Origin of the sequence: Streptomyces sp. NPDC001410 (genome assembly GCF_042895235.1) — a bacterium.
Lineage (GTDB): Bacteria > Actinomycetota > Actinomycetes > Streptomycetales > Streptomycetaceae > Streptomyces.
This window is the reverse complement of record NZ_JBIAWE010000008.1, coordinates 443063-465219: the sequence shown is the minus strand read 5'-3', so window position 1 is coordinate 465219 and position 22157 is coordinate 443063. Positions and strand designations below refer to the sequence as shown.

At 71.2% G+C, this 22157-nt stretch carries 22 protein-coding genes; 3 read left to right on the top strand and 19 right to left on the bottom strand.

Annotated elements, in window-relative coordinates; genetic code table 11:
- Positions 1–103 precede the first annotated feature (103 nt).
- A complete protein-coding gene (locus ACFY3C_RS20415) occupies positions 104–841 on the bottom strand; it encodes a hypothetical protein (protein WP_390771740.1) in 738 nt (245 codons plus the stop codon).
- 194 nt (positions 842–1035) lie between these two features.
- Here ACFY3C_RS20415 and gcl point away from each other — a divergent pair, with 194 nt between their 5' ends.
- A complete protein-coding gene (gcl, locus tag ACFY3C_RS20410) occupies positions 1036–2823 on the top strand; it encodes a glyoxylate carboligase (protein ID WP_386576327.1) in 1788 nt (595 codons plus the stop codon).
- A gap of 101 nt (positions 2824–2924) precedes the next feature.
- Here gcl and ACFY3C_RS20405 read toward each other — a convergent pair whose 3' ends face one another.
- The 18 genes from ACFY3C_RS20405 to ACFY3C_RS20320 form a co-directional block, all read right to left on the bottom strand.
- Positions 2925–3647: a TIGR04222 domain-containing membrane protein gene (locus tag ACFY3C_RS20405; protein WP_390771739.1), complete on the bottom strand. Its 723-nt coding sequence runs from the start codon at positions 3645–3647 to the stop codon at positions 2925–2927.
- A gap of 161 nt (positions 3648–3808) precedes the next feature.
- A complete protein-coding gene (locus tag ACFY3C_RS20400; RefSeq protein ID WP_053657434.1) occupies positions 3809–4042 on the bottom strand; it encodes a hypothetical protein in 234 nt (77 codons plus the stop codon).
- A 404-nt stretch (positions 4043–4446) separates the two neighbouring features.
- The gene (locus ACFY3C_RS20395; protein ID WP_390771738.1) at positions 4447–5904 is read right to left on the bottom strand and encodes a catalase; all 1458 of its coding nucleotides are present in this window, start codon (positions 5902–5904) and stop codon (positions 4447–4449) included.
- Positions 5905–6076: 172 nt separating this feature from the next.
- Positions 6077–6991, bottom strand: a complete 915-nt coding sequence (locus tag ACFY3C_RS20390) for a 2-hydroxy-3-oxopropionate reductase (protein WP_390771737.1) — start codon at positions 6989–6991, stop codon at positions 6077–6079.
- 48 nt (positions 6992–7039) lie between these two features.
- Positions 7040–7870 (bottom strand): TIM barrel protein, encoded by an 831-nt coding sequence (locus tag ACFY3C_RS20385; RefSeq protein WP_390771736.1) that lies wholly within the window; start codon positions 7868–7870, stop codon positions 7040–7042.
- 151 nt (positions 7871–8021) lie between these two features.
- Positions 8022–8780 carry a hypothetical protein gene (locus ACFY3C_RS20380; protein ID WP_390771735.1) on the bottom strand — a complete coding sequence of 253 codons (759 nt, stop codon included), beginning with the start codon at positions 8778–8780 and terminating at the stop codon, positions 8022–8024.
- A gap of 34 nt (positions 8781–8814) precedes the next feature.
- Positions 8815–9288 (bottom strand): hypothetical protein, encoded by a 474-nt coding sequence (locus tag ACFY3C_RS20375; protein ID WP_390771734.1) that lies wholly within the window; start codon positions 9286–9288, stop codon positions 8815–8817.
- Between the two features lie 11 nt (positions 9289–9299).
- Entirely contained in the window at positions 9300–10574 is a 1275-nt protein-coding gene (locus tag ACFY3C_RS20370; RefSeq protein WP_386576318.1) for an MCE family protein, read from the bottom strand.
- Positions 10571–11839: an MCE family protein gene (locus ACFY3C_RS20365; protein ID WP_390771733.1), complete on the bottom strand. Its 1269-nt coding sequence runs from the start codon at positions 11837–11839 to the stop codon at positions 10571–10573. Before ACFY3C_RS20365 ends, ACFY3C_RS20370 begins: the two co-directional genes overlap by 4 nt.
- The gene (locus ACFY3C_RS20360; RefSeq protein ID WP_390771732.1) at positions 11836–12945 is read right to left on the bottom strand and encodes an MCE family protein; all 1110 of its coding nucleotides are present in this window, start codon (positions 12943–12945) and stop codon (positions 11836–11838) included. The genes ACFY3C_RS20365 and ACFY3C_RS20360 overlap by 4 nt, the downstream gene beginning before the upstream one ends.
- Positions 12942–13943 (bottom strand): MCE family protein, encoded by a 1002-nt coding sequence (locus tag ACFY3C_RS20355; RefSeq protein WP_390771755.1) that lies wholly within the window; start codon positions 13941–13943, stop codon positions 12942–12944. Before ACFY3C_RS20355 ends, ACFY3C_RS20360 begins: the two co-directional genes overlap by 4 nt.
- Positions 13944–14203: 260 nt before the next feature.
- Complete coding sequence (locus ACFY3C_RS20350; protein WP_390771731.1) at positions 14204–15244, bottom strand: MCE family protein; 1041 nt, start codon at positions 15242–15244, stop codon at positions 14204–14206.
- Positions 15241–16497, bottom strand: coding sequence for an MCE family protein (locus ACFY3C_RS20345; RefSeq protein ID WP_390771730.1), 1257 nt, complete (start codon positions 16495–16497; stop codon positions 15241–15243). Before ACFY3C_RS20345 ends, ACFY3C_RS20350 begins: the two co-directional genes overlap by 4 nt.
- 5 nt (positions 16498–16502) lie before the next feature.
- Positions 16503–17327 (bottom strand): MlaE family ABC transporter permease, encoded by an 825-nt coding sequence (locus ACFY3C_RS20340; RefSeq protein WP_386576312.1) that lies wholly within the window; start codon positions 17325–17327, stop codon positions 16503–16505.
- A gap of 3 nt (positions 17328–17330) precedes the next feature.
- Positions 17331–18101 (bottom strand): MlaE family ABC transporter permease, encoded by a 771-nt coding sequence (locus ACFY3C_RS20335; protein ID WP_386576311.1) that lies wholly within the window; start codon positions 18099–18101, stop codon positions 17331–17333.
- On the bottom strand, positions 18098–19027 hold the full coding sequence (locus tag ACFY3C_RS20330) for an ABC transporter ATP-binding protein (RefSeq protein WP_389170630.1): 930 nt from the start codon (positions 19025–19027) through the stop codon (positions 18098–18100). Before ACFY3C_RS20330 ends, ACFY3C_RS20335 begins: the two co-directional genes overlap by 4 nt.
- A 108-nt stretch (positions 19028–19135) precedes the next feature.
- Complete coding sequence (locus tag ACFY3C_RS20325) at positions 19136–20125, bottom strand: RNA polymerase sigma factor (RefSeq protein WP_390771729.1); 990 nt, start codon at positions 20123–20125, stop codon at positions 19136–19138.
- Positions 20126–20239: 114 nt separating this feature from the next.
- A complete protein-coding gene (locus ACFY3C_RS20320; RefSeq protein ID WP_390771728.1) occupies positions 20240–21100 on the bottom strand; it encodes a lytic murein transglycosylase in 861 nt (286 codons plus the stop codon).
- A 431-nt stretch (positions 21101–21531) separates the two neighbouring features.
- On the opposite strand from ACFY3C_RS20320, the gene ACFY3C_RS20315 reads away from it, so the two are divergent.
- Positions 21532–21780, top strand: a complete 249-nt coding sequence (locus ACFY3C_RS20315) for a hypothetical protein (protein WP_386576306.1) — start codon at positions 21532–21534, stop codon at positions 21778–21780.
- The gene (locus tag ACFY3C_RS20310; protein WP_386576305.1) at positions 21777–22145 is read left to right on the top strand and encodes a helix-turn-helix domain-containing protein; all 369 of its coding nucleotides are present in this window, start codon (positions 21777–21779) and stop codon (positions 22143–22145) included. The genes ACFY3C_RS20315 and ACFY3C_RS20310 overlap by 4 nt, the downstream gene beginning before the upstream one ends.
- The last annotated feature ends 12 nt before the right edge of the window (positions 22146–22157 follow it).

The following is a 22157-nucleotide window of genomic DNA, read 5'->3' as shown; positions in this document are numbered from 1 at the left end:
TGAAGATTCGACACCTCCACCACACACGGAGGCCTTCGCCACGATCAAGACCGGCCCGCGTTAACAACGCTCGTGATCAATACATCTAGGCCCTGGAAGGCGGTCAGGCCACGCCCGTCCGGGCGAGTTTCCGGCCCGGACCGTTCACCGGGGTCGGGGTGCCCGTGAGGTCGAGGACGAACAGGGGGACGCCCAGCGTGTCGGCGCGAGCGCGGGCGTCCTCGGCGTATCCGGCCAGGGAGAAGTAGACACAGCCCGCGGACTCCGTCATGGCCGTCAGCCACAGGCACTCCACGTCCCGCAGCGAGGCCGGGCGCACGGCGGGGTCCACCTGGGCGACCAGGCCGTGCGCGGCCAGGCCGATGCCGGACGGGGGCCGCTGGTCGGCGCGGCGGATGTCCCGGTAGCCGAGCCAGCGTAAATACAGCGCGGTGGCGGTGACGGCGTCCCGTGCGGTGCGGATGGTGATGGGCTGGAACGGGATCCGTCCGTCGCACCGCGGGGTGGCCGCTCCTGTCCGCGCGGTCGGCGCCGGGGTGTCACTCGGCACGGCCGCCCCCGGGCGTGCCCCCGGTGACGGGGCGTCGCTCACCGGAATGCGCAGGACCGTGCCGCACGGGCAGCCCAGCTCCGGGTGCGGCAGCTGATTGGTGCGCCGGCAGGCGGTGCAGCGCACGGTGACCCAGTCCTCGTCCCAGGTGCGGTGCGCGAGTACGGCCGGCGCGGCCGCCGGGTCCAGCCGCGGGGCGCACGGCCTGCCGCAGGCGCAGGGATACGGCGGCGCGGTGTAGACGTGCTCGCGCCGACAGGCCGGACAGCGCACCGGCACGCTCTCGGGCATGGCCACTCCAGGCGTCGCATCGGGACTGCGCCCCCATCGTGCTCCTGTCGGACCCTCCTTGTCCCTCTCTTGACGGCCTTCGGTGACCCCCCTACATTGATTTCAGATAGCAGAAATTACTTTCCGCAATACGGAAGTACTCGCCGCGGGGCGCGACGGGAGTACGCATCCGACAGCCGAAGCAGGAGTACTCGATGGCTCGTATGACCGCTGCCCGCGCGGCAGTTGAGATCCTCAAGCGCGAGGGCGTCACGGACGCCTTCGGTGTGCCGGGCGCGGCGATCAACCCCTTCTACAAGGCGCTGAAGGAGGGCGGCGGGATCAACCACACGCTCGCCCGCCACGTCGAGGGCGCCTCGCACATGGCCGAGGGGTACACCCGGACCAGGCCGGGCAACATCGGCGTCTGCATCGGCACCTCGGGCCCCGCCGGCACCGACATGATCACCGGCCTGTACTCGGCCATCGGCGATTCCATCCCGATCCTGTGCATCACGGGCCAGGCGCCCACGAGCGTGATCCACAAGGAGGACTTCCAGGCCGTCGACATCGCCTCGATCGCCAAGCCGGTCACCAAAATGGCGGTCACCGTCCTGGAGGCCGCGCAGGTCCCCGGCGTCTTCCAGCAGGCCTTCCACCTGATGCGCTCCGGCCGGCCCGGCCCGGTCCTCATCGACCTGCCGATCGACGTCCAGCTCACCGAGATCGAGTTCGACCCCGAGACGTACGAGCCGCTCCCGGTCTACAAGCCGGCCGCGACCCGCGCCCAGATCGAGAAGGCCCTCTCCTTCCTCCTGGCGTCCGAGCGCCCGGTCCTCGTCGCCGGCGGCGGCATCATCGGCGCCGACGCCGCCGACCTGCTGGTCGAGTTCGCCGAGCTGACCCAGACCCCGGTCATCCCGACCCTGATGGGCTGGGGCACCCTGCCCGACGACCACGAGCTGAACGCCGGCATGGTCGGCGTCCAGACCTCGCACCGCTACGGCAACGCGAACTTCCTGGAGTCCGACTTCGTCCTCGGCATCGGCAACCGCTGGGCCAACCGCCACACCGGCTACAAGCTCGACGTCTACCGCCAGGGCCGCAAGTTCGTCCACGTCGACATCGAGCCCACCCAGATCGGCAAGATCTTCCCGCCGGACTACGGTGTCGTCTCCGACGCCAAGGCCGCGCTGGAGCTGTTCGTCGAGGTCGCCAAGGAGCTGAAGGCCGAGGGCAGGCTGCCCGACCGCGCCGACTGGGTCGCCTCGACGCAGGAGCGCAAGGCGACGCTGCTGCGCCGTACCCACTTCGACAACGTGCCGATGAAGCCGCAGCGCGTGTACGAGGAGATGAACAAGGCCTTCGGACCGGAGACCCGGTACGTCACCACGATCGGCCTCTCCCAGATCGCCGGCGCGCAGATGCTGCACGTCTACAAGCCGCGTCACTGGATCAACTGCGGCCAGGCCGGCCCGCTCGGCTGGACCATCCCGGCCGCGATCGGCGTCGCCAAGGCCGACCCTCAGTCCCCGGTAGTCGCCCTCTCCGGCGACTACGACTTCCAGTTCCTGATCGAGGAGCTGGCGGTCGCCGCCCAGCACAGGATCCCCTACGTCCACGTTCTCGTGAACAACGCCTACCTGGGCCTGATCCGTCAGGCGCAGCTCGGCCTGGACATCAACTTCCAGGTCAACCTGGAGTTTGAGAACATCAACACTCCGGAGATCGGCGTCTACGGCGTCGACCACGTCAAGGTCGCCGAGGGCCTGGGCTGCAAGGCGATCCGGGTCACGGAGCCGGATCAGCTGGGCGCCGCCTTCGAGCAGGCGAAGAAGCTGGCCGCCGAGTACCAGGTGCCGGTCGTCGTCGAGGCGATCCTGGAGCGCATCACCAACATCTCGATGAGCCGGACGATGGACATCAGCGACATCTCCGAGTTCGAGGACCTGGCCACCGAGCCCGGCCACGCGCCGACGTCGATCAAGCCGCTGAAGGTCTGATCCGGCACAGCGCGCGAGAACACGCCAGGGGCGGTGCGTCCGAGCGGGACGGGCCGCCCCTTCCGCGTGTCCGCGGACGCAAGGGGCCGCCCGGGTGGCTCTCAGTCGAACCCGCCGCCTCCGCCTCCCCATCCGCCGCCGTGGTCGTGGCCGTAGTCGTGGCCGCCATGCGCGTGGCCGCCGTGGCCGCCGTGTGTGCCGCCACTGGCATCGCGGTCGTCGCCGCCCCAGCCGGTCAGGCCCTCGTCGCCTGCGATGCCGCGGACGCCGCCGCCCCGGCCGAACGGGAAGAGGCCCTCGTCCGCGAGCGCGCCACGGCCGGTGAGGCCGGAATCGCGGGCGAAACCCGGCAGCAGAGCCGTGAGGGCCCGCGCGCCGTACAGTGCGACGGCGATCAGCACCTCCTCCTCCGCCAAGCCGTCGTGGCCGTCGCGGCCCTCCGGGAGCGGGTGGTGCTCGCGCAGTTCCGCCAAGTAGCGGCGGGCGGCTCGCGTGCGGCCGGGCGGTAGGGCCCGCAGCAGGCCCGTCGCCGCGAGTTCGGCCCGCATCCCGGCCAGCGCCCGCCGCACCACCGCCCTGCCGGGCAACTCCCGCGGCCCGGCGGGCCGGTAGAGACCGGTGCGTACCGCCTTCTCCAGGGGATGGCGGAAGGACACGGCGTTCCCTGCCCTGGTCCCGGTCCTCCGCAGGGTGCCCGGCCGGCCGGCCTCGACCGCGCCGCGCAGATGCAGTCCGACCACGGCGACGGTCACGGCGGCGCGGTCGCCGCCCCGCAGCAGGGCGACCGCGCAAGGGTCCGGCGGAATCGACGTCGTACGGTCCATGAGGCACCCCCCCCGGTACGGGACCCGCCGCCCCCGTGCCGGCGGGCCCCGTGTCGGTGTTGTGCCCGCCGGTGCCGGTTGTCGAAGCCTCTCTCGCGGTGTTCAGAGGTTGATTTGAGGATTGCGTAGGCCGGGTACGGCCGCTGTCGTACCCGCCTTCCCTAGACCTCGTGCTCGGACAGGCCCGGCCAGTCGTCGGGCCCGCCGCCCTGCCACTCGATGAGGTCGCTCTCCTCGACCTCGATGCGGTCCAGGTCGGCCAGCCGCAGGATCTCGACGACGTCGTCCAGGTGGGAGGCGAGCCCCAGGGTCACGTCCCCCTCGGTGACGCGCCGGGAGCCGTCGAGGGCCGGAGCGTGGACCACGATGTGCGGGTACTGCGTCGGATTGCCCATGGGATCAGCGTCCTGCGGAAGCGGCAGGAGCGCACCCCCGGAGCCCGGACGGCACGAGAGCGCCCCCTGTGACCAAGGGGCGCTCTCGGTGCCGTGTTCCGTGTGATGGCCGTCCGACGGTGCGAGGCTGGGCGTGCCAGGACATTCGCGCCGCCGGACGGAGACGGGGACCTCGCATCGAGGTCGTGGCTGGGGACCGCGGCGGATGCGACGGAGCCGGGGACCCTTCCCTCTGGTCGAGAAGGGTGCTCGGATCCTTCACCACCGCACTGGCTCGCACGCCGCCGCGGTCCTCGCCCTGCCCGCCGTACCGAGTGGTCACCCCTCATCCGGACCGCTCGGTTGCGGGTCGTCGGCGTCCGGGGCCCGACCTCCCCGTCGGAACCCGGACGCTGTCAGTGGCCTCAGTCCTCGCGCAGGGCGCGGACCGCCTCCTCGACGCGCCTGCCGTACTCGGGGTCGGCGGCGTGGAAGTGGGCCAGGTTCTTCGCGATCACGTCCTCGCGGGAGACCTGCGAGAGGCCGCCGGCGATGTTCGCGATCAGGCGGGACTTCTCCTCCTGCGACATCAGGCGGTACAGCTCGCCCGCCTGGTAGAAGTCGTCGTCCTTGGTGTGCAGCGGGGCCTCGTGGGTGCCGGTGTGGCCCGAGACCGCCAGCGGGGCCGACAGCGGGCGGCCGGTCTCCACCGGGCCGTCGTACGAGTTCGGCTCGTAGTTCTTGGCGTGGCGGCCCTGGGCGTTGGATGCCATGAGGCCGTCGCGGCCGTAGTTCTGCGCGGTCGTCGCCTTCGGGGCGTTGACCGCGAGCTGGGTGTGGTTGACGCCCAGGCGGTAGCGGTGGGCGTCCGCGTAGGCGAACAGCCGGCCCTGGAGCATCTTGTCGGGGGAGGGGCCGATGCCCGGAACGAAGTTGTTCGGGGAGAACGCGGCCTGCTCGACCTCGGCGAACACGTTGTCCGGGTTGCGGTCCAGGACCAGGCGGCCGACGCGCTGCAGCGGGTAGTCGTTGTGCGGCCAGACCTTGGTCAGGTCGAAGGGGTTGAAGCGGAAGTTCGCCGCCTCGGCCGCCGGCATGATCTGGACGTACAGGGTCCAGGACGGGTGCACCCCGCGCTCGATGGCCTGCAGCAGGTCCGTCTGGTGCGAGTTGGGGTCCTTGCCGGCCTGCTCGGCGCCCTGCTCGGCGGAGAGACAGCGGATGCCCTGGTTCGTCTTGAAGTGGTACTTGACGAAGAAGGCCTCGCCCTCGGCGTTCGTCCACTGGTAGGTGTGCGAGCCGTAGCCGTTCATGTGGCGGTACGACGCCGGGATGCCGCGGTCGCCCATCAGCCAGGTCACCTGGTGCGTGGCCTCCGGGGCGTGCGCCCAGAAGTCCCAGACGTTGTCCGGCTCCTGCTTGCCGGTGAACGGGTCCCGCTTCTGCGAGTGGATGAAGTCGGGGAACTTGATCGGGTCCTTGATGAAGAACACCGGGGTGTTGTTGCCGACGAGGTCGTAGTTGCCCTCCTCGGTGTAGAACTTCACCGCGAAGCCGCGCGGGTCACGGACCGCGTCCGCGCCGCCGAGGGAGTCGGCGACCGTCGAGAAGCGCACGAACACCTCGGTGCGCTTGCCGATCGAGTTCAGGAAGTCGGCGTGGGTGAAGCCGGTGACGTCGTCGGTCACCTCGAAGTGGCCGTAGGCGCCGGAGCCGCGGGCGTGCACCACACGCTCCGGGATCCGCTCGCGGTTGAAGCGCGCCAGCTTCTCCAGGAGGTGCTGGTCCTGGAGCAGAAGCGGGCCGCCTGCGCCGGCGGAGGCGGAGTTCTGGTTGTCGGCGACCGGGGCGCCGGACTCTGTCGTCAGCACGCGCTTCGACATCAGGGACCTTCCGTGCGGGAGTCAGCGGAAATCTGTTTCCGCTTTGTGGAGCCTAGAAGTGGGGCGATCTGGGCGTCAACAGTTTGTTGAAGATGATTCCGGGCCGCGGTGCCGCCTGGGCGCGACAGGACAGTTGTCAGCGGCACCGCGGCCCGGAAGTCTCAGGAGGCCGTCAGACCTGGGCGCCGGACAGGCGCTCCACGGCCCGCAGCAGGGCCGAGTGGTCCAGGCCGCCGTCGCCCTGGGCGCGCAGCGAGGCGACCAGCTGGGCGACCACGGCACCGACCGGCAGGGCGGCGCCGACATTGCGGGCGGCGTCGGTGACGATGCCCATGTCCTTGTGGTGCAGGTCGATGCGGAAGCCCGGCTTGAAGTCGCGGTTCAGGAAGTTGTCCTTCTTGCGCGTCAGCACGGTCGAGCCCGCGAGGCCGCCGCCCAGGACGTCCAGCGCGGCCTGCAGGTCCACGCCCGACTTCTCCAGGAAGACCACGGCCTCGGCGCAGGCCTGGATGTTCACGGCCACGATCAGCTGGTTGGCCGCCTTCACGGTCTGGCCGGAGCCGTGCGGCCCGCACAGCACAATGGTCTTGCCCAGCGCGTCGAAGATCGGCTTGGCCTGGTCGAAGTCGGCCTGCTCACCGCCGACCATGATCGACAGTACGGCCTCGACGGCGCCGGCCTCACCGCCGGAGACGGGGGCGTCGAGGACGCGGATGCCCTTCTCCTTGGCGTTCTTCGCGAGGTCCACCGAGGTCTGCGGGGTGATCGAGGACATGTCGATCAGCAGTGCGCCCTGCTTCGCGTTCTCCAGGATGCCGTCGGGGCCGTAGGCGATGGCCTCGACCTGCGGGGAGGCGGGCACCATCGTGATCACCACGTCGGCGTCGCGCACGGCCTCGGCGATCGAGCCGGCCGCGGTGCCGCCGGCGGCCGCCAGACGGTCCAGCTTGTCCTGCTCCAGGGTGAAGCCGGTGACGTCGTAACCCGCCTTGATCAGGTTCTCGGACATGGGGGAGCCCATGATGCCGAGGCCGATCCAGGCGATCGCAGGGCGGGCCGGGCGGGAGGAATCTGCAAGAATGCTCATCAGGGGTGCCTCTCTAACTGCTGTGCAAAGTCAGGGGGTTCGGCGCGTTCAGCGCGCTTCGCGCGGGAGCCACTCGAAGGACTCGGCGCTCGGGCGGTCGCCGGCCTTGTACTCCAGGCCGACCCAGCCGTCGTAACCGGCCTTCTTCAGCTGGTCGAGCAGCTCCTCCAGCGGGAGCGAACCCGTCCCGGGGGCGCCGCGGCCGGGGTTGTCGGCGATCTGGACGTGGCCGGTCTTCGCCGCGTACTGCTCGATGACCGAGGGCAGGTCCTCGCCGTTCATGGACAGGTGGTAGAGGTCCATGAGGAGCTTGGCGTTCCCGAGGCCCGTCGCCGCGTTGACCTTGTCCACGATCTCGATCGCCTTGGGCGCGCTCACGATCGGGCACTTCGGCGACTCGGGCTGGTTCAGGGCCTCGATCAGGATGATCGCGCCGACCCGGTCGGCCGCCCGCGCCGCGAGGGCGAGGTTCTCCAGGGCGAGCGCGTCCTGCTCGGCCGGATCCACGCCCTCGACCCGGTTGCCGTACAGCGCGTTGAGCGCCTTGCAGCCGAGGGAGGCCGCGAAGTCCGCCGCCACGTCGATGTTGGCGCGGAACTTCTCCGACTCCTCACCCGGGATCGACAGGGCGCCGCGGTCCGGGCCCGGCAGCTGTCCGGCGTAGAAGTTCAGCCCCGTGAGCTGGACGCCCGCGTCCTCGATCGCCTTCTTCAGGGCGTCGAGCTCGGACTGCTCGGGGGTGGGGGAGTCGACCCAGGGCCACCACAGCTCGACCGCCGTGAAGCCCGCCGCGGCGGCGGCCGCGGGACGCTCCAGGAGCGGGAGTTCCGTGAAGAGGATCGACAGGTTGACGTTGAAGCGCTGGTCTGCGAATCCCATTCGGGCCGCGCTCCCTTCCGTTAGGGATTCCGTATTGCGGAAGTTCGTTTCTGCTTAATGGAAGATTGCCTGTGGTCGGGGGTGACTGTCAAGAGCGGCAACGAAAAAGTGCCCCCGCGCGGGCTGCGCGGGGGCACTTTTTGTGGCCTGGTCAGAGGGCGTCCACGGCACTCACCTTCCAGCCGTCGGAGGTACGGGCGAGCGTCATCCGCACCCGGTTGAGGTCCAGGCGGGAGCCCGACACCTGGGTGCTCTGCGTGACCTGGTTGACGAAGAGCAGGACGACCACCTTGTCCGGTGCGGCGGAGACGGCGGAGACCGCGGGCGCGCCGCCGTCCGTGGGTGCCGCCACCGCCGCCTTCACCACGCCGTGGTACTTCCTCGCGGTCGGCCCGACCACCGTCCTCGTGGTCTTGCCGTACTGGTCGCGGAACGCACCCGTCAGCAGGGCACGGGCCCGGGCGAAGTCGCGGTCCAGGTGACGGTAGTCGTACGACAGCACGACCGGCGCGGCCTTCCGGGCGGCGGCCAGGGCCTCGGCGCGCGCCCGTGCGGTCTGCTGTCCCTGCCGGTACTGCCACCCGAGTACGGCGGCGACGGCCAGGGCTGCCGCGAGCGCGAGGCAGAGCGCTGCCGTGAGCAGCCTCCGGAGACCGGGCGGGCGCGCGGGCGCGCTCTCCTGCTCGTCGGTCTCCGGCTCCTCCGCCGCCGGCTTCGGCTCCGGCGGGTCGTCCCAGCCGCCCGGGGGCTCGATGAGCACGGTGCGTCCCGAGGGTCGTCCCTCGGCCTGCGGGGCGGTCTCGTCGTGCTCCGGCCGCCTGGCGCGCTTGGCCGCCGCGCGGGCGGCCGCGGTCATGGTGCGGCGGGCCGGGGAGCCGGTGCCGCGGGTTCGGGTGGTCGGGTTCGCCACGGTGTCTCTCCTCACTGCTTGCCTCACTGCCGGGTCAGCCCACGAACTCGACGTCGGAGGTCAGCCAGCGGCCGTCCACCCGGACGAGGTCGAGCTGGAGCCGGTAGGTGCGCGCCTGTCCCTCGGGCGCGGCGGTGTTGGTCACCTTGCTGTCGGCCACGACCAGGACCCGGGCCGAGCGCTCGTCGGACCGCACGATGCCGGCCTCCAGGACCTGCCCCTCGGACACCGACTTGTTCTGCGCGACCAGCCGGGTCAGCTGCGCGGTCTGTGCGGCGAACTGCTTCTTGAAGGCGCCGGTGGCGCCCTTCAGCACGTTGCCGCTGTCCCGGCCGTAGTGCCGGTAGTCGAGCGAGGTGAAGTTCAGCGCCGACTGGCGGGCCGCCGCCAGGACGTCCTGGCGGCGCTGCTGCGCCGCATGCTGGTCGGACAGCCGCAGCCCCAGCCAGACGGACAGCGCGGTCGCCAGGACGGTCGCGGCGACGAGCCCCACCCACAGCGGCCTCATACGCCCCCCTTTCATGCCATCGGTCCCACGAGCAGCCATTGCCACGACTCCTTTCCGAACACGGTCTGTTCGCCGCCCGTCGAACCGATCTCGACGGGCGTTCCGTCCGGGCCGGTGGAGGTACCGGTCTCCGGGTCGTACGGAGCCACGTACGCGGCCTGGTTCGCACTGCCCGAACCGGCCGAGGCACCGGGGGCGTTCTGCGCGCCGCGCACCGAGGTCCTGCCGCCGCGGGGTGCCGTGCAGTGCGCGCCGGTGTTCGCCGGGCGCGTACCGGTGTCGGCGGGGTCGCGGCGCTGCGTGCCGTAGCCCCGGGTGCACGCCGGTGGGTCGTCGGCGCCCAGGACCAGCCCGAAGTGGGTGGTGCCGTCGCCGGGGACGACGGTGTAGCTGCCGGCGACGTTGAGCGGGAAGGTGACCAGGGCCTGTTCCACGCCGGGCAGCCGCGCCACGGTGACCTGACCGCCGCTGATGAGGTTGGCCAGCAGGACCGGCAGGTACGGCTGCGTGGACTTCAGCAGGGAGTTGATCTCCTGCGCGGCGGGCGCCGCGTTGCCGATCAGCCGGCGCAGGTCCCCGTCGCTCGACTTCAACTGCGCGGTGAGCGTGGCAAGATCACGGGAGAACGACTTGATCGCCGAGCCCTGGTCGGCCTGCGTCTTGAGCACCTTCCGCGAGTCCTCGATCAGCGAGACCGTCTCCGGGAGCGACTCGGACGCCGACTCGACCAGCTCGTTGCCGGAGTCCACCAGGCGGCTCAGGTCCGGGCCGGTGCCGGCGAAGGCCTTGCCCAACTCGTCCACGGTGGTGCGCAGATCGTCCTTGCCCACGGAGTTGACCAGCCGGTCGAGGCCGAGGACGAGGTCGGTGACCGGCAGCGGGGTCCGGGTGCGGCTGCGCGGAATCGGGCTGCCGTCCATCAGGTACGGGCCGCCCGAGCGCCGGGGCTGCAGGTCGACGTACTGCTCACCCACCGCCGAACGGTTGGCGACCACCGCCAGCGTGTCGGCCGGGATCCGCGGCGCGCCGTCCTCGATCTTCAGCGGCACCGAGACCCCGGAACCGGTCAGCTTCAGCTCGCCCACCCGGCCCACCGGCACCCCGCGGTAGGTGACCTCGGAGCCGGGGAAGACGCCTCCGGACTCGGCGAAGTCGGCGTGCACGGTGTAGCCGCGGTCGAGGACGTCGTCCACCAGACCGGTGTACTCGGCGCCGACGTACGACACCCCGACGGCGGTGACGGTCGCGAAGGCGAGCAGCTGGGCCCTGACCGTACGTGTGATCACGGCAGTATCCCCTTCAGCATCAGCTCGGCGAGGCCGAGGTCGATCCCCTGCGGGAGGCGGTGCGAGCCGTCCCCGGTGCCGTAGGACGCGGTGCAGACCGGCGGGCACAGCAGGGTGCTGCCGTCCGTGGGCGTCGAGGGCGCGGCGGGCACCGACGGGGTGTCCGGCAGGGGCGGGGTGGACGGGAGCGGGGTCGGTGCGGGGACGCTGGGCACAGTCGGCAGGTCCGGGGTGCCGGAGCCGCCGCCCTTCCCGCCCGGCTTGTCGGTGACGTTGCCGTAGACGCCCGCGAGGTCCAGGTCGGCGGTGATCTTCAGGTTGACGTAGTCGCCCTTGATGGCGTCGACCACGTTGCGCGGGAACGGGTAAGTGGTCAGCAGTTCAAGGGAGTTGGGAAGGTCGGCGTCCGCCTTGTTCAGCTCTTGCAGGATGGGCCTGAGCGCCTTGAGGTTGGCGACGGTGTCGTCCCGCGAGGCGTTCACGACCCTGGTGCCGGTCCTGCCGAGCCTGGACAGGCCGGTGAGCATCTTCGTCAGGTCGCGGCGCTGGCCGGCGAGGACCTTCAGGGCGGGCGGCAGGGTGTCGACGGCCTCGGCGATGGTCTTCTTCTCCGCCTTCAGCCGCTTGGCCAGCCGGTCCACGCCGCCCAGCGCGCGGACGATCTCCGCCCGCTGGTCGTCGAGGCCGCCGAGGAACGTGTCGAGCTGCTTGAGCAGGGACCTGACCCGGTCCTCGCGGCCGTCCAGGGCCTTGTTCAGCTCGACGGTGATCGTCTTGAGCTGGGCCACCCCGCCGCCGTTGAGTAGCGCGGACAGGGCGGACAGCACCTCCTCGACGTCCGGGTTGCGGCCGCTGCGGGACAGCGGGATACGGTCGCCGTCGCGGAGCCGGCCGACCGGCGCGGTGCCGGCCGGGGCCGACAGCGCCACGTACTTCTCGCCGAGCATGCTGGTCTGCCGCAGTTCGGCGACCGCGTTGCCGGGAAGCTTCACCGAGTCGGCGATCCGCAGGCGCACGCGCGCGTGCCAGCCGTCCAGCTTCACCTGCTCGACCGCGCCGACGGTGACGTCGTCGACCTTGACCGCCGACTGCGGCACCAGATCCATGACGTCCCGGAACTCGACCGTGACGTGGTACGCGCGGCCGTCCGCGGCGGCACCTCCGGGGAGCGGGACGTCGTACCAGCCGTTGAACTCGCAGCCGGTCAGCAGCAGCGAGCCGACCGCCGTCCAGGCGGCCACCCGACCCAAGCGCCGCACGCTCATGCCCGTGCCCCCAGGATTCCGCCGAGGGTCCTGTCGACCGAGCCCGTCGCCGCCGGGGCCGTCGGGACCTTCGGCAGGGAGTCGAAGAGCTTCTTGAGGCCCGCACAGTCGTCGTGGTCGTCCCCGGTCGTCTTCAGGAGGGAGCACAGCAGGGACGCCGGGTCCTGCGGTGTCTGCGCGTTGTTGCGGGTGTCGAGGGTGCCGGCGGCGGGGTTGTAGGCGTTCTGCAGGTTCGACAGACCCGTGGGGACGACGTCCAACAGCTCCTCCAGTGCGGCCCGTTGGGTGACCAGGACCTTGGTGACCTTGCTGAGGCCCCGCACGTCCGAGGTCAGCGCCTTCTTGTTGTGCTTCACGAAGTCGGACACGTCGGCCAGCGCCGCGCCGAGGTTCTTCAGCGCCGCCGCGAGGTCCCCCCGCTCGCCGGCCAGCTGCGCGGCCACCTCGGCGAGGCTGGTGTCGAACGACCGCACGCTCTTGTCGTCCGCCGCCAGCGCGGCCGTGAACACCTGGAGGTTCCGCACGGTGCCGAACAGGTCGCCGCGTCCGTCGGACAGCGTGGTGACCGCCTGCGAGAGGTCCTCGACGGTCTGGTTGAGGTTCTGGCCCTGGCCTTCGAGGTTGTCCGCGCTCACCCCGAGCAGCCGCGACAGCGAGCCGTCCTTGTTCGCGCCCTTCGGGCCGAGCGCCTCGGCCGTCGTGTGCAGGCTGTCGAAGATCCGGTCCAGCTCGACGGGGACGGCCGTACGCGACTCGGGGATGACGGCGCCGTCCCGCAGCACCGCGCCCCTCCGGTACACCGGCAGCAGCTGCACATAACGGTCGCTGACCACCGAGGAGTTGACGATGGCGGCCTGCGCGTCCGCCGGAACCTTCCGGCCCTGGTCGTACTCCAGTTCCACCCGCACCCGGCCGCCCTCCGGTGTGATCCTCTTGACCTCGCCGATGCGCACGCCGAGGACGCGGACGTCGGAGCCGGGGTAGATGCCGACGGTGCGTGGGAAGTACGCCGTCACGCGGACGGGGTCGGGGTGCGGCCACAGGAGGACGGTGAGTGCGACGGCGACCGCGAGTGCGGTGAACAGCGCCAGGATTCTGCGGGTCATCGGGTGCCTCCCGTCCGTGGCGTCACCGGGGCGGCGACCAGGTTCTGGACGTACGAGTCGAACCAGCGGCCGTTGCCGAGGGTGTTGGTGAAGAGCCGCACATAGGGCGCGAGCAGCCTGACGCTCCGGTCGAGGCTCGCCTGGTTGCGTTCGAGCATCTTCACGAAGGTGTTGAGGTTCTTGAGCGCCGGCCCGATCTCCTTCCGGTTGTCCTCCACGAGACCGGAGAGTTCGATCCCGAGCAGGGCGGAACTCTTGAGCAGCCGGTGGATCGCCGTGCGCCGCTTGCTGATCTCCTTGAACAGCTCGTCGCCGTCCGTCACCAGCGCGGAGAAGTCCTTCGTGCGGCCGGCCAGCACCTTGGTGACTCCGTTCGCGTGGTCGAGGAGGTCACGCAGCGCCTTGTCACGCGAGGCGACCGTCCTGGAGATCCTCGACAGTCCCTTGATCGACGCGCGTACCTCCTCCGGCGAGTCCTGGAAGGTGACGGAGATCGTGTCCAGCGCCTTTGCGAGCCGGTCCGTGTCGACCTCCTCGGTGGTGGTCGTCAGGTCACTGAACGCCTGCACGACGTCGTACGCCGACACCGTCCGCCGCAGCGGGATCTCGCTGCCCGGCTTCAACCGGCCGGACCCCTGCGGGTGCAGGGCCAGGTACTTCGCGCCGAGGATCGTCCTGACCCGGATCGACGCGCCGGTGTCGGTGCCGAACGCCGGGTCGCCCTTGACCTTGAAGGTCACCTTGACGTGGTCGCCGTCCAGGTCGACGCCCTCGACCTTGCCGACCTTGACCCCGGCGATCCGCACCTCGTCGCCCGGCTTGAGCCCGCCCGCCTCCGAGAAGGCCGCGCTGTACGTCTCGCCGCCGCCGATCAGCGGCAGGTTGTCGGCGTTGAACGCGGCGACGGTCAGCAGCGCGAGGACGGTGAGGCCGACGGCTCCCACGACGACGGGTCTGCGGTCGCGGAACGGCTTCGGACGGGGGCGCTTCAGCCGGATCCGCGGCAGCTTCGGCGGCAGGATGCGGACCTTTACGAGGGGTTCGGGTCGGCGGGGCCTGCGCTTGTCCGGCTTCGGCAGCTTCGGCAGCCTCAGGAGCTTCGGCGGCAGGATGCGGACCTTCACCAGGGGTTCGGGCCGGCGGGACCTGCGCCTGGGCAGCTTCGGCGGCCGCGGCAGCTTCGGCAGCTTCGGCGGCAGGATCCGTACCTTTATCAACGGCTCGGGACGGCGGCGACGGCGCCGCACGATGCGCTGGCTCATCCGCCACACCTCGCCCGTGCCACGTGCAGCTCCGGAGTGAGTACCTGCTTCGTCTTCGGCAGCACGATCCGGCCGTCGAAGTCGCAGAGGTAGAAGTTGAACCACGAGCCGTAGGACGCCGTCCCGGTCAGCTCGTCGAGCTTGTTCGGCAGCCGCTTCAGCACGCCCTCCACGGTCTTCTCGTTGTCGTTCAGCGTTCCGGTCAGGTCGTTCAGACCGGCGATGTCGTCCTTCAGCGGCGGGCGCGCGTCCGTCAGCAGCCCGGAGGTGGCGTCGGCGAGGGCGCCGATGTTCGTCAGGGAGTCCCCGATGGGCTTGCGGTCGGCGGACAGCCCGGAGATCACCCGTCGGAGCTGCTTGAGCAGCCCCGAGAAGCGGGAGCCGCGCTTGTCGAGCGTCGCCAGCACGGTGTTGAGGTTGTCGATCACTGAGCCGATCAGCTCGTCGCGGTCGGCGAGGGTCGTCGTGAGCGACGCCGTGTGTGCGAGGAGACTGTTCACCGTGCCGCCCTCGCCCTGCAGCGTCCTGACGATCTCGGTGGCGAGCTGGTTGACGTCGCCCGGACTGAGCGCGGCGAACAGCGGCTTGAAGCCGTTCAGCAGCGCGTTGAGGTCCAGCGCGGGCCGGGTCCGGGACAGCGGGATGGTCCCGCCCGGCCGCAGCCGGGTCGTGCCGTCGCCCGCGCCCTCGGTCAGCGCGATGTACCGCTGCCCGACCAGGTTCCGGTAGCGGACGACCGCGTGGCTGCTGGTCAGCAGCGGACGGTCGGCGGTGACGGTGAAGGTGACCTCGGCCAGCGTCCGGTCCTTGATCCGGATGCCCTCGACCTCGCCGACCCGCACCCCGGCCACCCGGATGTCATCGCCCTCCTCCAGCCCGGTCACGTCGGTGAACACCGCGTGGTACGTGTCCTTCGGGATGAAGGAGACGTTGACGATGGTCGCGGCGAGCAGGGCCGTCGCCGCGATCGTGACCAGCGCGAAGAGGCTGAACTTGAGCAACGGGGCGGCAGTCTGCCGGGCTCCTGTGGTCCTCATGCGACGCTCACCGCCGTCCCACGGGCCAGCGGCCCGAACAGCAGGGTGGCGACGGGCGGCACCTCGTCGGCGGGGACGCCCATGACGGGGGCCACGAGCGAGCCGACGGCCCGCTGCTCGGCCTCGGTGGCGGACACGTTGGCACCTCCGGGGAACGCGCCGCCCGGACTTCCGGCCGACGTACCGTCGTTGAGATGGGGTTTCGGCCCGGGCACCCGCGGATGGGGCAGCCCTCGGCAGTCCGGCCCCGACCGCTCGCCGTAGCGCGGCTCCTCGCCGGGCCGGTACGCGGCCTGCGGGCGGACGACCTCGAGGGTGATCCGCATCTCGCCGCCCCGGAACGCCTCCTCCGAGGCCTTCTCCTGCCGTACCAGGCCCTCGAACACACAGGGGTACTCGGGGGAGTAGCGGGCGAACAGCTCCAGCGTCGGGCGGGAGACCCGGCCCAGGGTGATCAGCCGGTCGCCGTTCTCGGACAGGAAGTCGTCGGCCGTGCCCGCCACGGAAGCGGTCGAGCGGAGCGCGGCGGCCAGCTGGTCCTTCTTCTCGACGATCGTCCGACTGGTGGTGACCGTGTTGCGCAGGATCCGCAGCAGATCGGGCGCGGCGTCGCCGTACACCTCGGCGACGTCGGCGAAGCGCGCGATGTCCTCCTTCAGGGACGGCAGGTGCGGGTTGAGCCGGCGCAGATAGCCCTCCACCCGGGTCAGGTTGTCGCCGATCCGGTCGCCGCGGCCCTCCAGTGCGGTGGCGAACGCCGAGAGCGTGGCATTGAGTTCGCCCGGCCGGACGGTCCGCAGCAGCGGCAGCAGGTCGTTCATCAGCTGCTGCACCTCGATGCCGACCTTCGTACGGTCCTGGGTGATGACGTCCCCGGCGCGGATGGGCCGAGCCGAGGAGTGCGCAGAGCGGGCGGGTGCCACGAGGTCGACGTACTTCTCGCCGAACAGCGTCTTGGGCAGCAGCCGCGCGTGCACGTCCGCCGGGATGAAGCGGACGTACTCCGGCTTGAGCGCGATGTCCAGCGTGGCCTTCGTGCCGTCCGCGTGCACCTCGCGCACCTCTCCGACCAGCAGCCCCCGCAGCTTGACGTCGGCCCGCGGATCGAGCTGGTTGCCGAGGCTGTCGGCCTCCAGGGTGATCCGCACGACGGGCGTGAACGCCTGCCGGTAGACGGCCACGGCGAGCGACAGCAGCAGCGCGAGCACGGCGATGAACGCGATGCCGTACAACCTGAGCCTCAGCACTCTCATCGGCCTCACCCCGCGATCCGTACGGTCGTGTTGGCGCCCCAGATCGCGAGGCTCAGGAAGAAGTCCAGGACGTTGATGGCGACGATCGACGTGCGCACCGCACGCCCCACCGCGACGCCGACCCCCGCCGGACCGCCGCTCGCGTAGTAGCCGTAGTAGCAGTGCACCAGGATGATCAGGACGGCGAAGACGATCACCTTGCCGAAGGACCACAGCACGTCGACGGGCGGCAGGTACTGCTGGAAGTAGTGGTCGTACGTGCCCGTGGACTGCCCGTAGTAGCCGGTGGTGATGGTGCGGGCGGCCAGGTACGACGACAGCAGCCCGATGACGTACAGCGGGATCACCGCGACGAAACCGGCGATCATCCGCGTCGTCACCAGGAACGGCAGCGAGGGCACGCCCATCACCTCCAGCGCGTCGGTCTCCTCGCTGATCCGCATCGCGCCGAGCTGCGCGGTGAAGCCGGCTCCGACCGTCGCGGACAGGGCGAGACCGGCCACCAGCGGGGCGATCTCCCGGGTGTTGAAGTACGCGGACAGGAACGCCACGAAGTTGGAGGTGCCGAGCTGGTTGAGGGCCGCGTAGCCCTGGAGGCCGACCTCGGTGCCGGTGAAGAAGGACAGGAAGGCGATGACGCCGACCGTGCCGCCGACGACGGCGAGCGCACCGCGCCCGAAGCTGACCTCGGCCAGCAGCCGCAGGATCTCCTTCTTGTAGCGGCGCAAAGTGCGGCCCGTCCACGCCAACGAGCGGCCGTAGAAGGAGAGTTGGGTACCCAGCTCTTCGAGGGAGCGCAGCGGGCGTCCGAGGAGTCTGTGTGGTCGCATCGGCTAACCCCTCTGCGGGACGACCTGGAAGTACACCGCGGTCATCACGAAGTTCGTCACGAACAGCAACATGAAGGTGATCACCACGGACTGGTTGACCGCGTCGCCCACGCCCTTCGGGCCGCCCTTCGCGGTCAGCCCCTTGTACGAGGCGACGATCGCCGCGATGGCTCCGAACACCAGCGCCTTGATCTCGGCAGCCCACAGGTCCGACAGCTGGGCGAGGGTCGTGAAGGACGCCAAGTACGCGCCGGGCGTGCCGTTCTGGAGGACGACGTTGAAGAAGTAGCCGCCCGCGACGCCGACCACCGACACCAGCCCGTTCAGCAGCACGGCGACGACCATCGAGGCCAGCACGCGGGGCACGACGAGCCGGTGGATCGGGTCGATGCCGAGCACCTGCATCGCGTCGATCTCGTCCCGGATCCTGCGCGCCCCGAGGTCCGCGCAGATCGCCGTGCCGCCCGCGCCCGCGATCAGCAGCGCGGTGACGATCGGCGACGCCTCGCGCAGTACGGCGAGTACCGAGGCGGCACCCGAGAAGGACTGCGCTCCCAACTGCCGGGTGAGGCTGCCGATCTGGAGGGCGATCACCGCTCCGAAGGGGATCGAGACGAGCGCCGTCGGCAGGATCGTGACGCTCGCGACGAACCACGCCTGCTGGATGAACTCCCTTGCCTGGAAGGGACGTCGGGGGAGGGCCCGGACCACGTCCAGCGCCATCGTGAACAGGAGGCCCGAGTGCCGTAGCGCTCCGGTCGGCGAGAGTCTCATGCGCCCGCCACCTCCTTGCCGTGCAGCTCGGCCTCCCGTCTCGCGATCGCCTGCCAGCGGGGCGGGCGGACGATGCCCGGACTCGGCAGCAGGCGGGGCGTGAGCACCTTGCCCCCGCCGCCCTCGTCGAGCTGCGCCAGCTCCTGCTCGACCTGCGCCGCGTCCTTCTCCTCCGCCATGCCGATCGGCCCCTGCATCCGGCCGTTCAGGAACTGCCGTACGACGGGCTCGTCGCTGGTCAGCAGCTCCTCGCGGGGCCCGAACAGCACCAGCTCACGGCGGAACAGCAGCCCGATGTTGTCCGGGACCTGGCGGGCCGAGGCGATGTCGTGCGTGACGATCAGGAAGGTCGCGTCGATCTGTGCGTTGAGGTCGACGATGAGCTGGTTGAGGTAGGCCACGCGCACCGGGTCGAGGCCCGAGTCCGGCTCGTCGAAGAGGATGATCTCCGGGTCCAGCACCAGGGCGCGGGCCAGCCCGGCCCGCTTGCGCATACCGCCGGAGATCTCGCCGGGCAGCTTCCCCTCGGCGCCGATCAACCCGACCATGTCCATCTTCTCCAGCACGATCCGCCGGATCTCGCTCTCGGACCTGCGGGTGTGCTCGCGCAGCGGGAAGGCGATGTTGTCGTACAGGGTCATCGAGCCGAACAGCGCGCCGTCCTGGAACAGCACGCCGAACAACTTCCGCACCTCGTAGAGGTCGTGCTCACGCAGCTCGGTGATGTCCCGGCCCGCGACCTTGACCGACCCGCGCTCCGGCCTGAGGAGCCCGACGAGCGTCTTGAGGAACACCGACTTGCCCGTCCCCGAGGGGCCGAGCAGCACCGACACCTCGCCGGCGGGCAGCGTCAGCGACACGTCCTGCCAGATGACCTGGTGGCCGAAGGACTTGGTCAGCCCTTCCACACAGATCTCGACACCCATCCGGTCCCACCCTTCGCCCGTGGAGCAGCTCCGACATCTGCTCTACGGGGAGGGGCGGGGCGTCCGTCGCTACGGAGGCAAGATTTTTTCCGGAGGTGTTTTCGGGGACTACGGCAGCTTCAGGGAAGGCGTGGGTACGACGACGGGAACGGACGGCACGGCGGGTGCACCCGTGACCGAAGGGAGCTTCACCGAGGGGAGGGCCGGCACCGACGGCACCGCGGACTCCACCGGCAGGTCCGGAAGCGGAGGCGGCGAGACCTTGGGCAGAGGGGGCACGGAGAGCGGTACGGCAGATCCGCCGGCCGGCCGCTGAGTGGCCGCCCGACTCGGTGCCGCCGTCGCCGACGGCCTGCGCGGCTCCGGAGCGCCCACCCGCCCGGTGCTGTCCGTCCGGAGCACGTGCGCGCCGCTGGACACACCCGGCCGTGGAGCCGGGGCCTGAGCGCCACCGCCCGCGTCGAGCGCGTACGGCAGCACGAACCCCGCCACCGCCAGGGTCGCCGCCGTCGAGGTGACCGCCACGGCCTGCGCCTTTCCCGCCCCGCGCGGCCGCCCGCGCCCGAGCAGGAACAGCGCGAGCCCGAGCGTCCCGGCCAGCGAGGCCCGCAGCGTCCGCCGGGCCCGGGCCAGCAGGGACTCGACCGTCCGGTAGCTGAGCCCCATCCGCACGGCGACCTGGCCCACGTCCAGATCCTCGGACTTCAGCCGCAGCGCCTCCGCCTGCCGGGCGGGAAGCTCACCGCTGCGGACGGCCACCCACTTCGCCTCGGCGCGGTCGCACACCGCCTCCTCGACCGGCACCGGGCCCGGCGCGTGCAGCGTGGGGCTGCTGCGCACCTCGGCCTCCCGGTTGACCTGCCGGTGCCGGTCGACGCACAGCCGCATCGTCACCGTGGTCAGCCAGGCGCCGAGGCGCTCGTCGTCGAGTTCCGGGCGCTCCGCCGCGCGCAGCATCGCCTCGTGCACGGCGTCCTCGGCGTCCTCCAGGCTCATCGACCGGCGCCGGGCCACCTTGAGCAACTGTTCACGGTGGCTCCACATGCGCTGCCAACGCTCGTCGGCGGCCTGTGTGTCCGCAGGCATGTCCGTCGCCATGAGGGCCCCTTTGCGCTCACCCGCCGGTCCGTGCTTCCGGCGGGTGGCGACATTACCGCCGAGTATCGGCGGTTGTGGAGGGGCGGAGGCTCATCGTGTTCCAGCCGTTGCAGGTCAGCGGGCCAGGTCGGGCAGCACGCCGCCGCCGGGCAGGGTGAGGGTCGGTGCGGGGACAGGGATCAGCGGCCCCTTTGTCCCCTTCGGGGCCTCGGCCGTCGGCGACGGGCTGGGGGAGGGCGAGACGGGCCGGGTGGACGGCGCGCGGGACGGGGCGCCCGTGCCGGGCTCGCGGTCCGACGGCTTCGGCGCGGGCTTCGGGGTGCTCGGGTGGGACGGCTCCGGCCGGTGCCGGGCCTCGGCCGGCCGGTCCGGCACCACCCGGTGTCCGGTCAGGTAGTACGCGTACCAGGCCCTGACCGTGCGCAGATAGGCCTCCGACCGGTTGTAGCCGAGGATCGCCCGGTCCAGGTCGGCGGGGTTCGAGAGGTCCCGGCCGCCCGCGCAGAGGTAGCGCCCGGCGGCGAGCGCCGCGTCGTAGACGTTGTTGGGGTCCGTGCGCCCGTCGCCGTTGCCGTCCGCGCCCCAGTGGGCCCAGGTCGACGGGATGAACTGCATCGGGCCGACCGCGCGGTCGTACACCGCGTCCCCGTCGTGGGCGCCGCCGTCGGTGTCCCGTACGACGGCGTAGGCGCCGCCGGTCAGCCGGGGCCCGAGGATCGGCGTCACAGTTGTACCGTCCGGGGTCACCCGGCCGCCCCGCGCCTGCCCGGACTCCACCTGGCCGATCGCGGCCAGCAGCTGCCAGCGCAGCCGGCAGCCGGGCGCGGTGCGAGCCAGCTCCGACTCGGCGCGCCGGTACGCGGCGAACACGGTCGCGGGCAGGGCGCCGCCCGGCACCCCCGGCGTCGAGCGGTGCCTCGGTGCACCGGTCCGCAGCGGCGGGAGATCGGTGCGGTACGGGGTGTCACCGGACACGCTCGGCCCGTGTTCCGTGGCTGCCGGCTTCCGCACGGGCTCCGAGGCCCGCGCCGGCACCGCCCCCGGCGCCTGGGACGCGGTCAGCGCGGCCATGGCCGCCGCCGCGATCGCCGTACCCCTGGCGCCCCTGGCACCCCTAACTCCTCTGAACCCGCCTGTCCCGAATGTGCGCACCTCGTGGCCCCTCCCTGTACGGATTCCGTCCCCTGCTCTACGCGGGCGGGCGGTCCGTCCGTCGCGGGAAGGCCGCAGAAAGCTGCGCAAGGTCGCAGAAGTCCGCAGAAGGTCGCGGGAAAGCCGGACCTTCTCGGGAGGCCGGGCCGGCACGCACGTCCGTTAAGGTCTCCCCAAGCGGCCGGGGCGGTCCGACCCCCGTCGCCGCGGACCTGGCGGAACGCGCGGGTCGGAGCAGATGCCATGGGGGCACAGTGCGACTGAGAGTGGAGTTCACGACCGAGCCCTTCGACCTGGACGAGGCACCCGCGCACGCGCTGGCGGCCCGCGAGGTGATCGAGGCGGCGGAGCTGGACGCGGTGGACGTCGGCCCGTTCGGCAACACGGCGGAGGGCGGCGCCGACGCGGTGCTGACCGCCGTGGACGCGCTGCTGCGCAAGACCCTGGAAGCCGGTGCCACCCGGATCTCGCTGCAGGTCAACGTGGTCGGAGCGGGCGAATGACCGGCAACGGGGACGAGGACTTCATCGGGGCCGTGAAGCCGCTGGTCGACGCCATGGGCGGGGAGATGCTCCCGCCCGACGAGGCCAGCCCCGAGGACGTCGTCCTCGCCTGGCAGGGCGTCGACGTCGTCGCCGTACGCCTGCCCCAGCTCGCCGACTCCCTCGACCACATCCTCGCCGCCATGGAGCGCAAGCAGGGCAAACCCCTGGCCGACCTGGACCGCAAGGCCAAGCAGGAGGTCGTACGGATACTGGAGGCACGCGGCGCCTTCGCCGTGCGGCACGGCGTGGAGACCGTGGCGAGCGCGCTGGGCGTCAGCCGCTTCACGGTTTACAACTACCTCAACCGGGAGAAGGGCGCCTGACGACCCCCGGGT

What these genes read in the sequence shown, in the direction of transcription:
- ACFY3C_RS20415 (WP_390771740.1), bottom strand. Translation starts at nt 841, where the DNA reads ATGCCCGAGAGCGTGCCGGTGCGCTGTCCGGCCTGTCGGCGCGAGCAC.
- gcl (WP_386576327.1), top strand. Translation starts at nt 1,036, where the DNA reads ATGGCTCGTATGACCGCTGCCCGCGCGGCAGTTGAGATCCTCAAGCGC.
- ACFY3C_RS20405 (WP_390771739.1), bottom strand. Translation starts at nt 3,647, where the DNA reads ATGGACCGTACGACGTCGATTCCGCCGGACCCTTGCGCGGTCGCCCTG.
- ACFY3C_RS20400 (WP_053657434.1), bottom strand. Translation starts at nt 4,042, where the DNA reads ATGGGCAATCCGACGCAGTACCCGCACATCGTGGTCCACGCTCCGGCC.
- ACFY3C_RS20395 (WP_390771738.1), bottom strand. Translation starts at nt 5,904, where the DNA reads ATGTCGAAGCGCGTGCTGACGACAGAGTCCGGCGCCCCGGTCGCCGAC.
- ACFY3C_RS20390 (WP_390771737.1), bottom strand. Translation starts at nt 6,991, where the DNA reads ATGAGCATTCTTGCAGATTCCTCCCGCCCGGCCCGCCCTGCGATCGCC.
- ACFY3C_RS20385 (WP_390771736.1), bottom strand. Translation starts at nt 7,870, where the DNA reads ATGGGATTCGCAGACCAGCGCTTCAACGTCAACCTGTCGATCCTCTTC.
- ACFY3C_RS20375 (WP_390771734.1), bottom strand. Translation starts at nt 9,288, where the DNA reads ATGAGGCCGCTGTGGGTGGGGCTCGTCGCCGCGACCGTCCTGGCGACC.
- ACFY3C_RS20365 (WP_390771733.1), bottom strand. Translation starts at nt 11,839, where the DNA reads ATGAGCGTGCGGCGCTTGGGTCGGGTGGCCGCCTGGACGGCGGTCGGC.
- ACFY3C_RS20360 (WP_390771732.1), bottom strand. Translation starts at nt 12,945, where the DNA reads ATGACCCGCAGAATCCTGGCGCTGTTCACCGCACTCGCGGTCGCCGTC.
- ACFY3C_RS20350 (WP_390771731.1), bottom strand. Translation starts at nt 15,244, where the DNA reads ATGAGGACCACAGGAGCCCGGCAGACTGCCGCCCCGTTGCTCAAGTTC.
- ACFY3C_RS20345 (WP_390771730.1), bottom strand. Translation starts at nt 16,497, where the DNA reads ATGAGAGTGCTGAGGCTCAGGTTGTACGGCATCGCGTTCATCGCCGTG.
- ACFY3C_RS20340 (WP_386576312.1), bottom strand. Translation starts at nt 17,327, where the DNA reads ATGCGACCACACAGACTCCTCGGACGCCCGCTGCGCTCCCTCGAAGAG.
- ACFY3C_RS20335 (WP_386576311.1), bottom strand. Translation starts at nt 18,101, where the DNA reads ATGAGACTCTCGCCGACCGGAGCGCTACGGCACTCGGGCCTCCTGTTC.
- ACFY3C_RS20330 (WP_389170630.1), bottom strand. Translation starts at nt 19,027, where the DNA reads ATGGGTGTCGAGATCTGTGTGGAAGGGCTGACCAAGTCCTTCGGCCAC.
- ACFY3C_RS20325 (WP_390771729.1), bottom strand. Translation starts at nt 20,125, where the DNA reads ATGGCGACGGACATGCCTGCGGACACACAGGCCGCCGACGAGCGTTGG.
- ACFY3C_RS20310 (WP_386576305.1), top strand. Translation starts at nt 21,777, where the DNA reads ATGACCGGCAACGGGGACGAGGACTTCATCGGGGCCGTGAAGCCGCTG.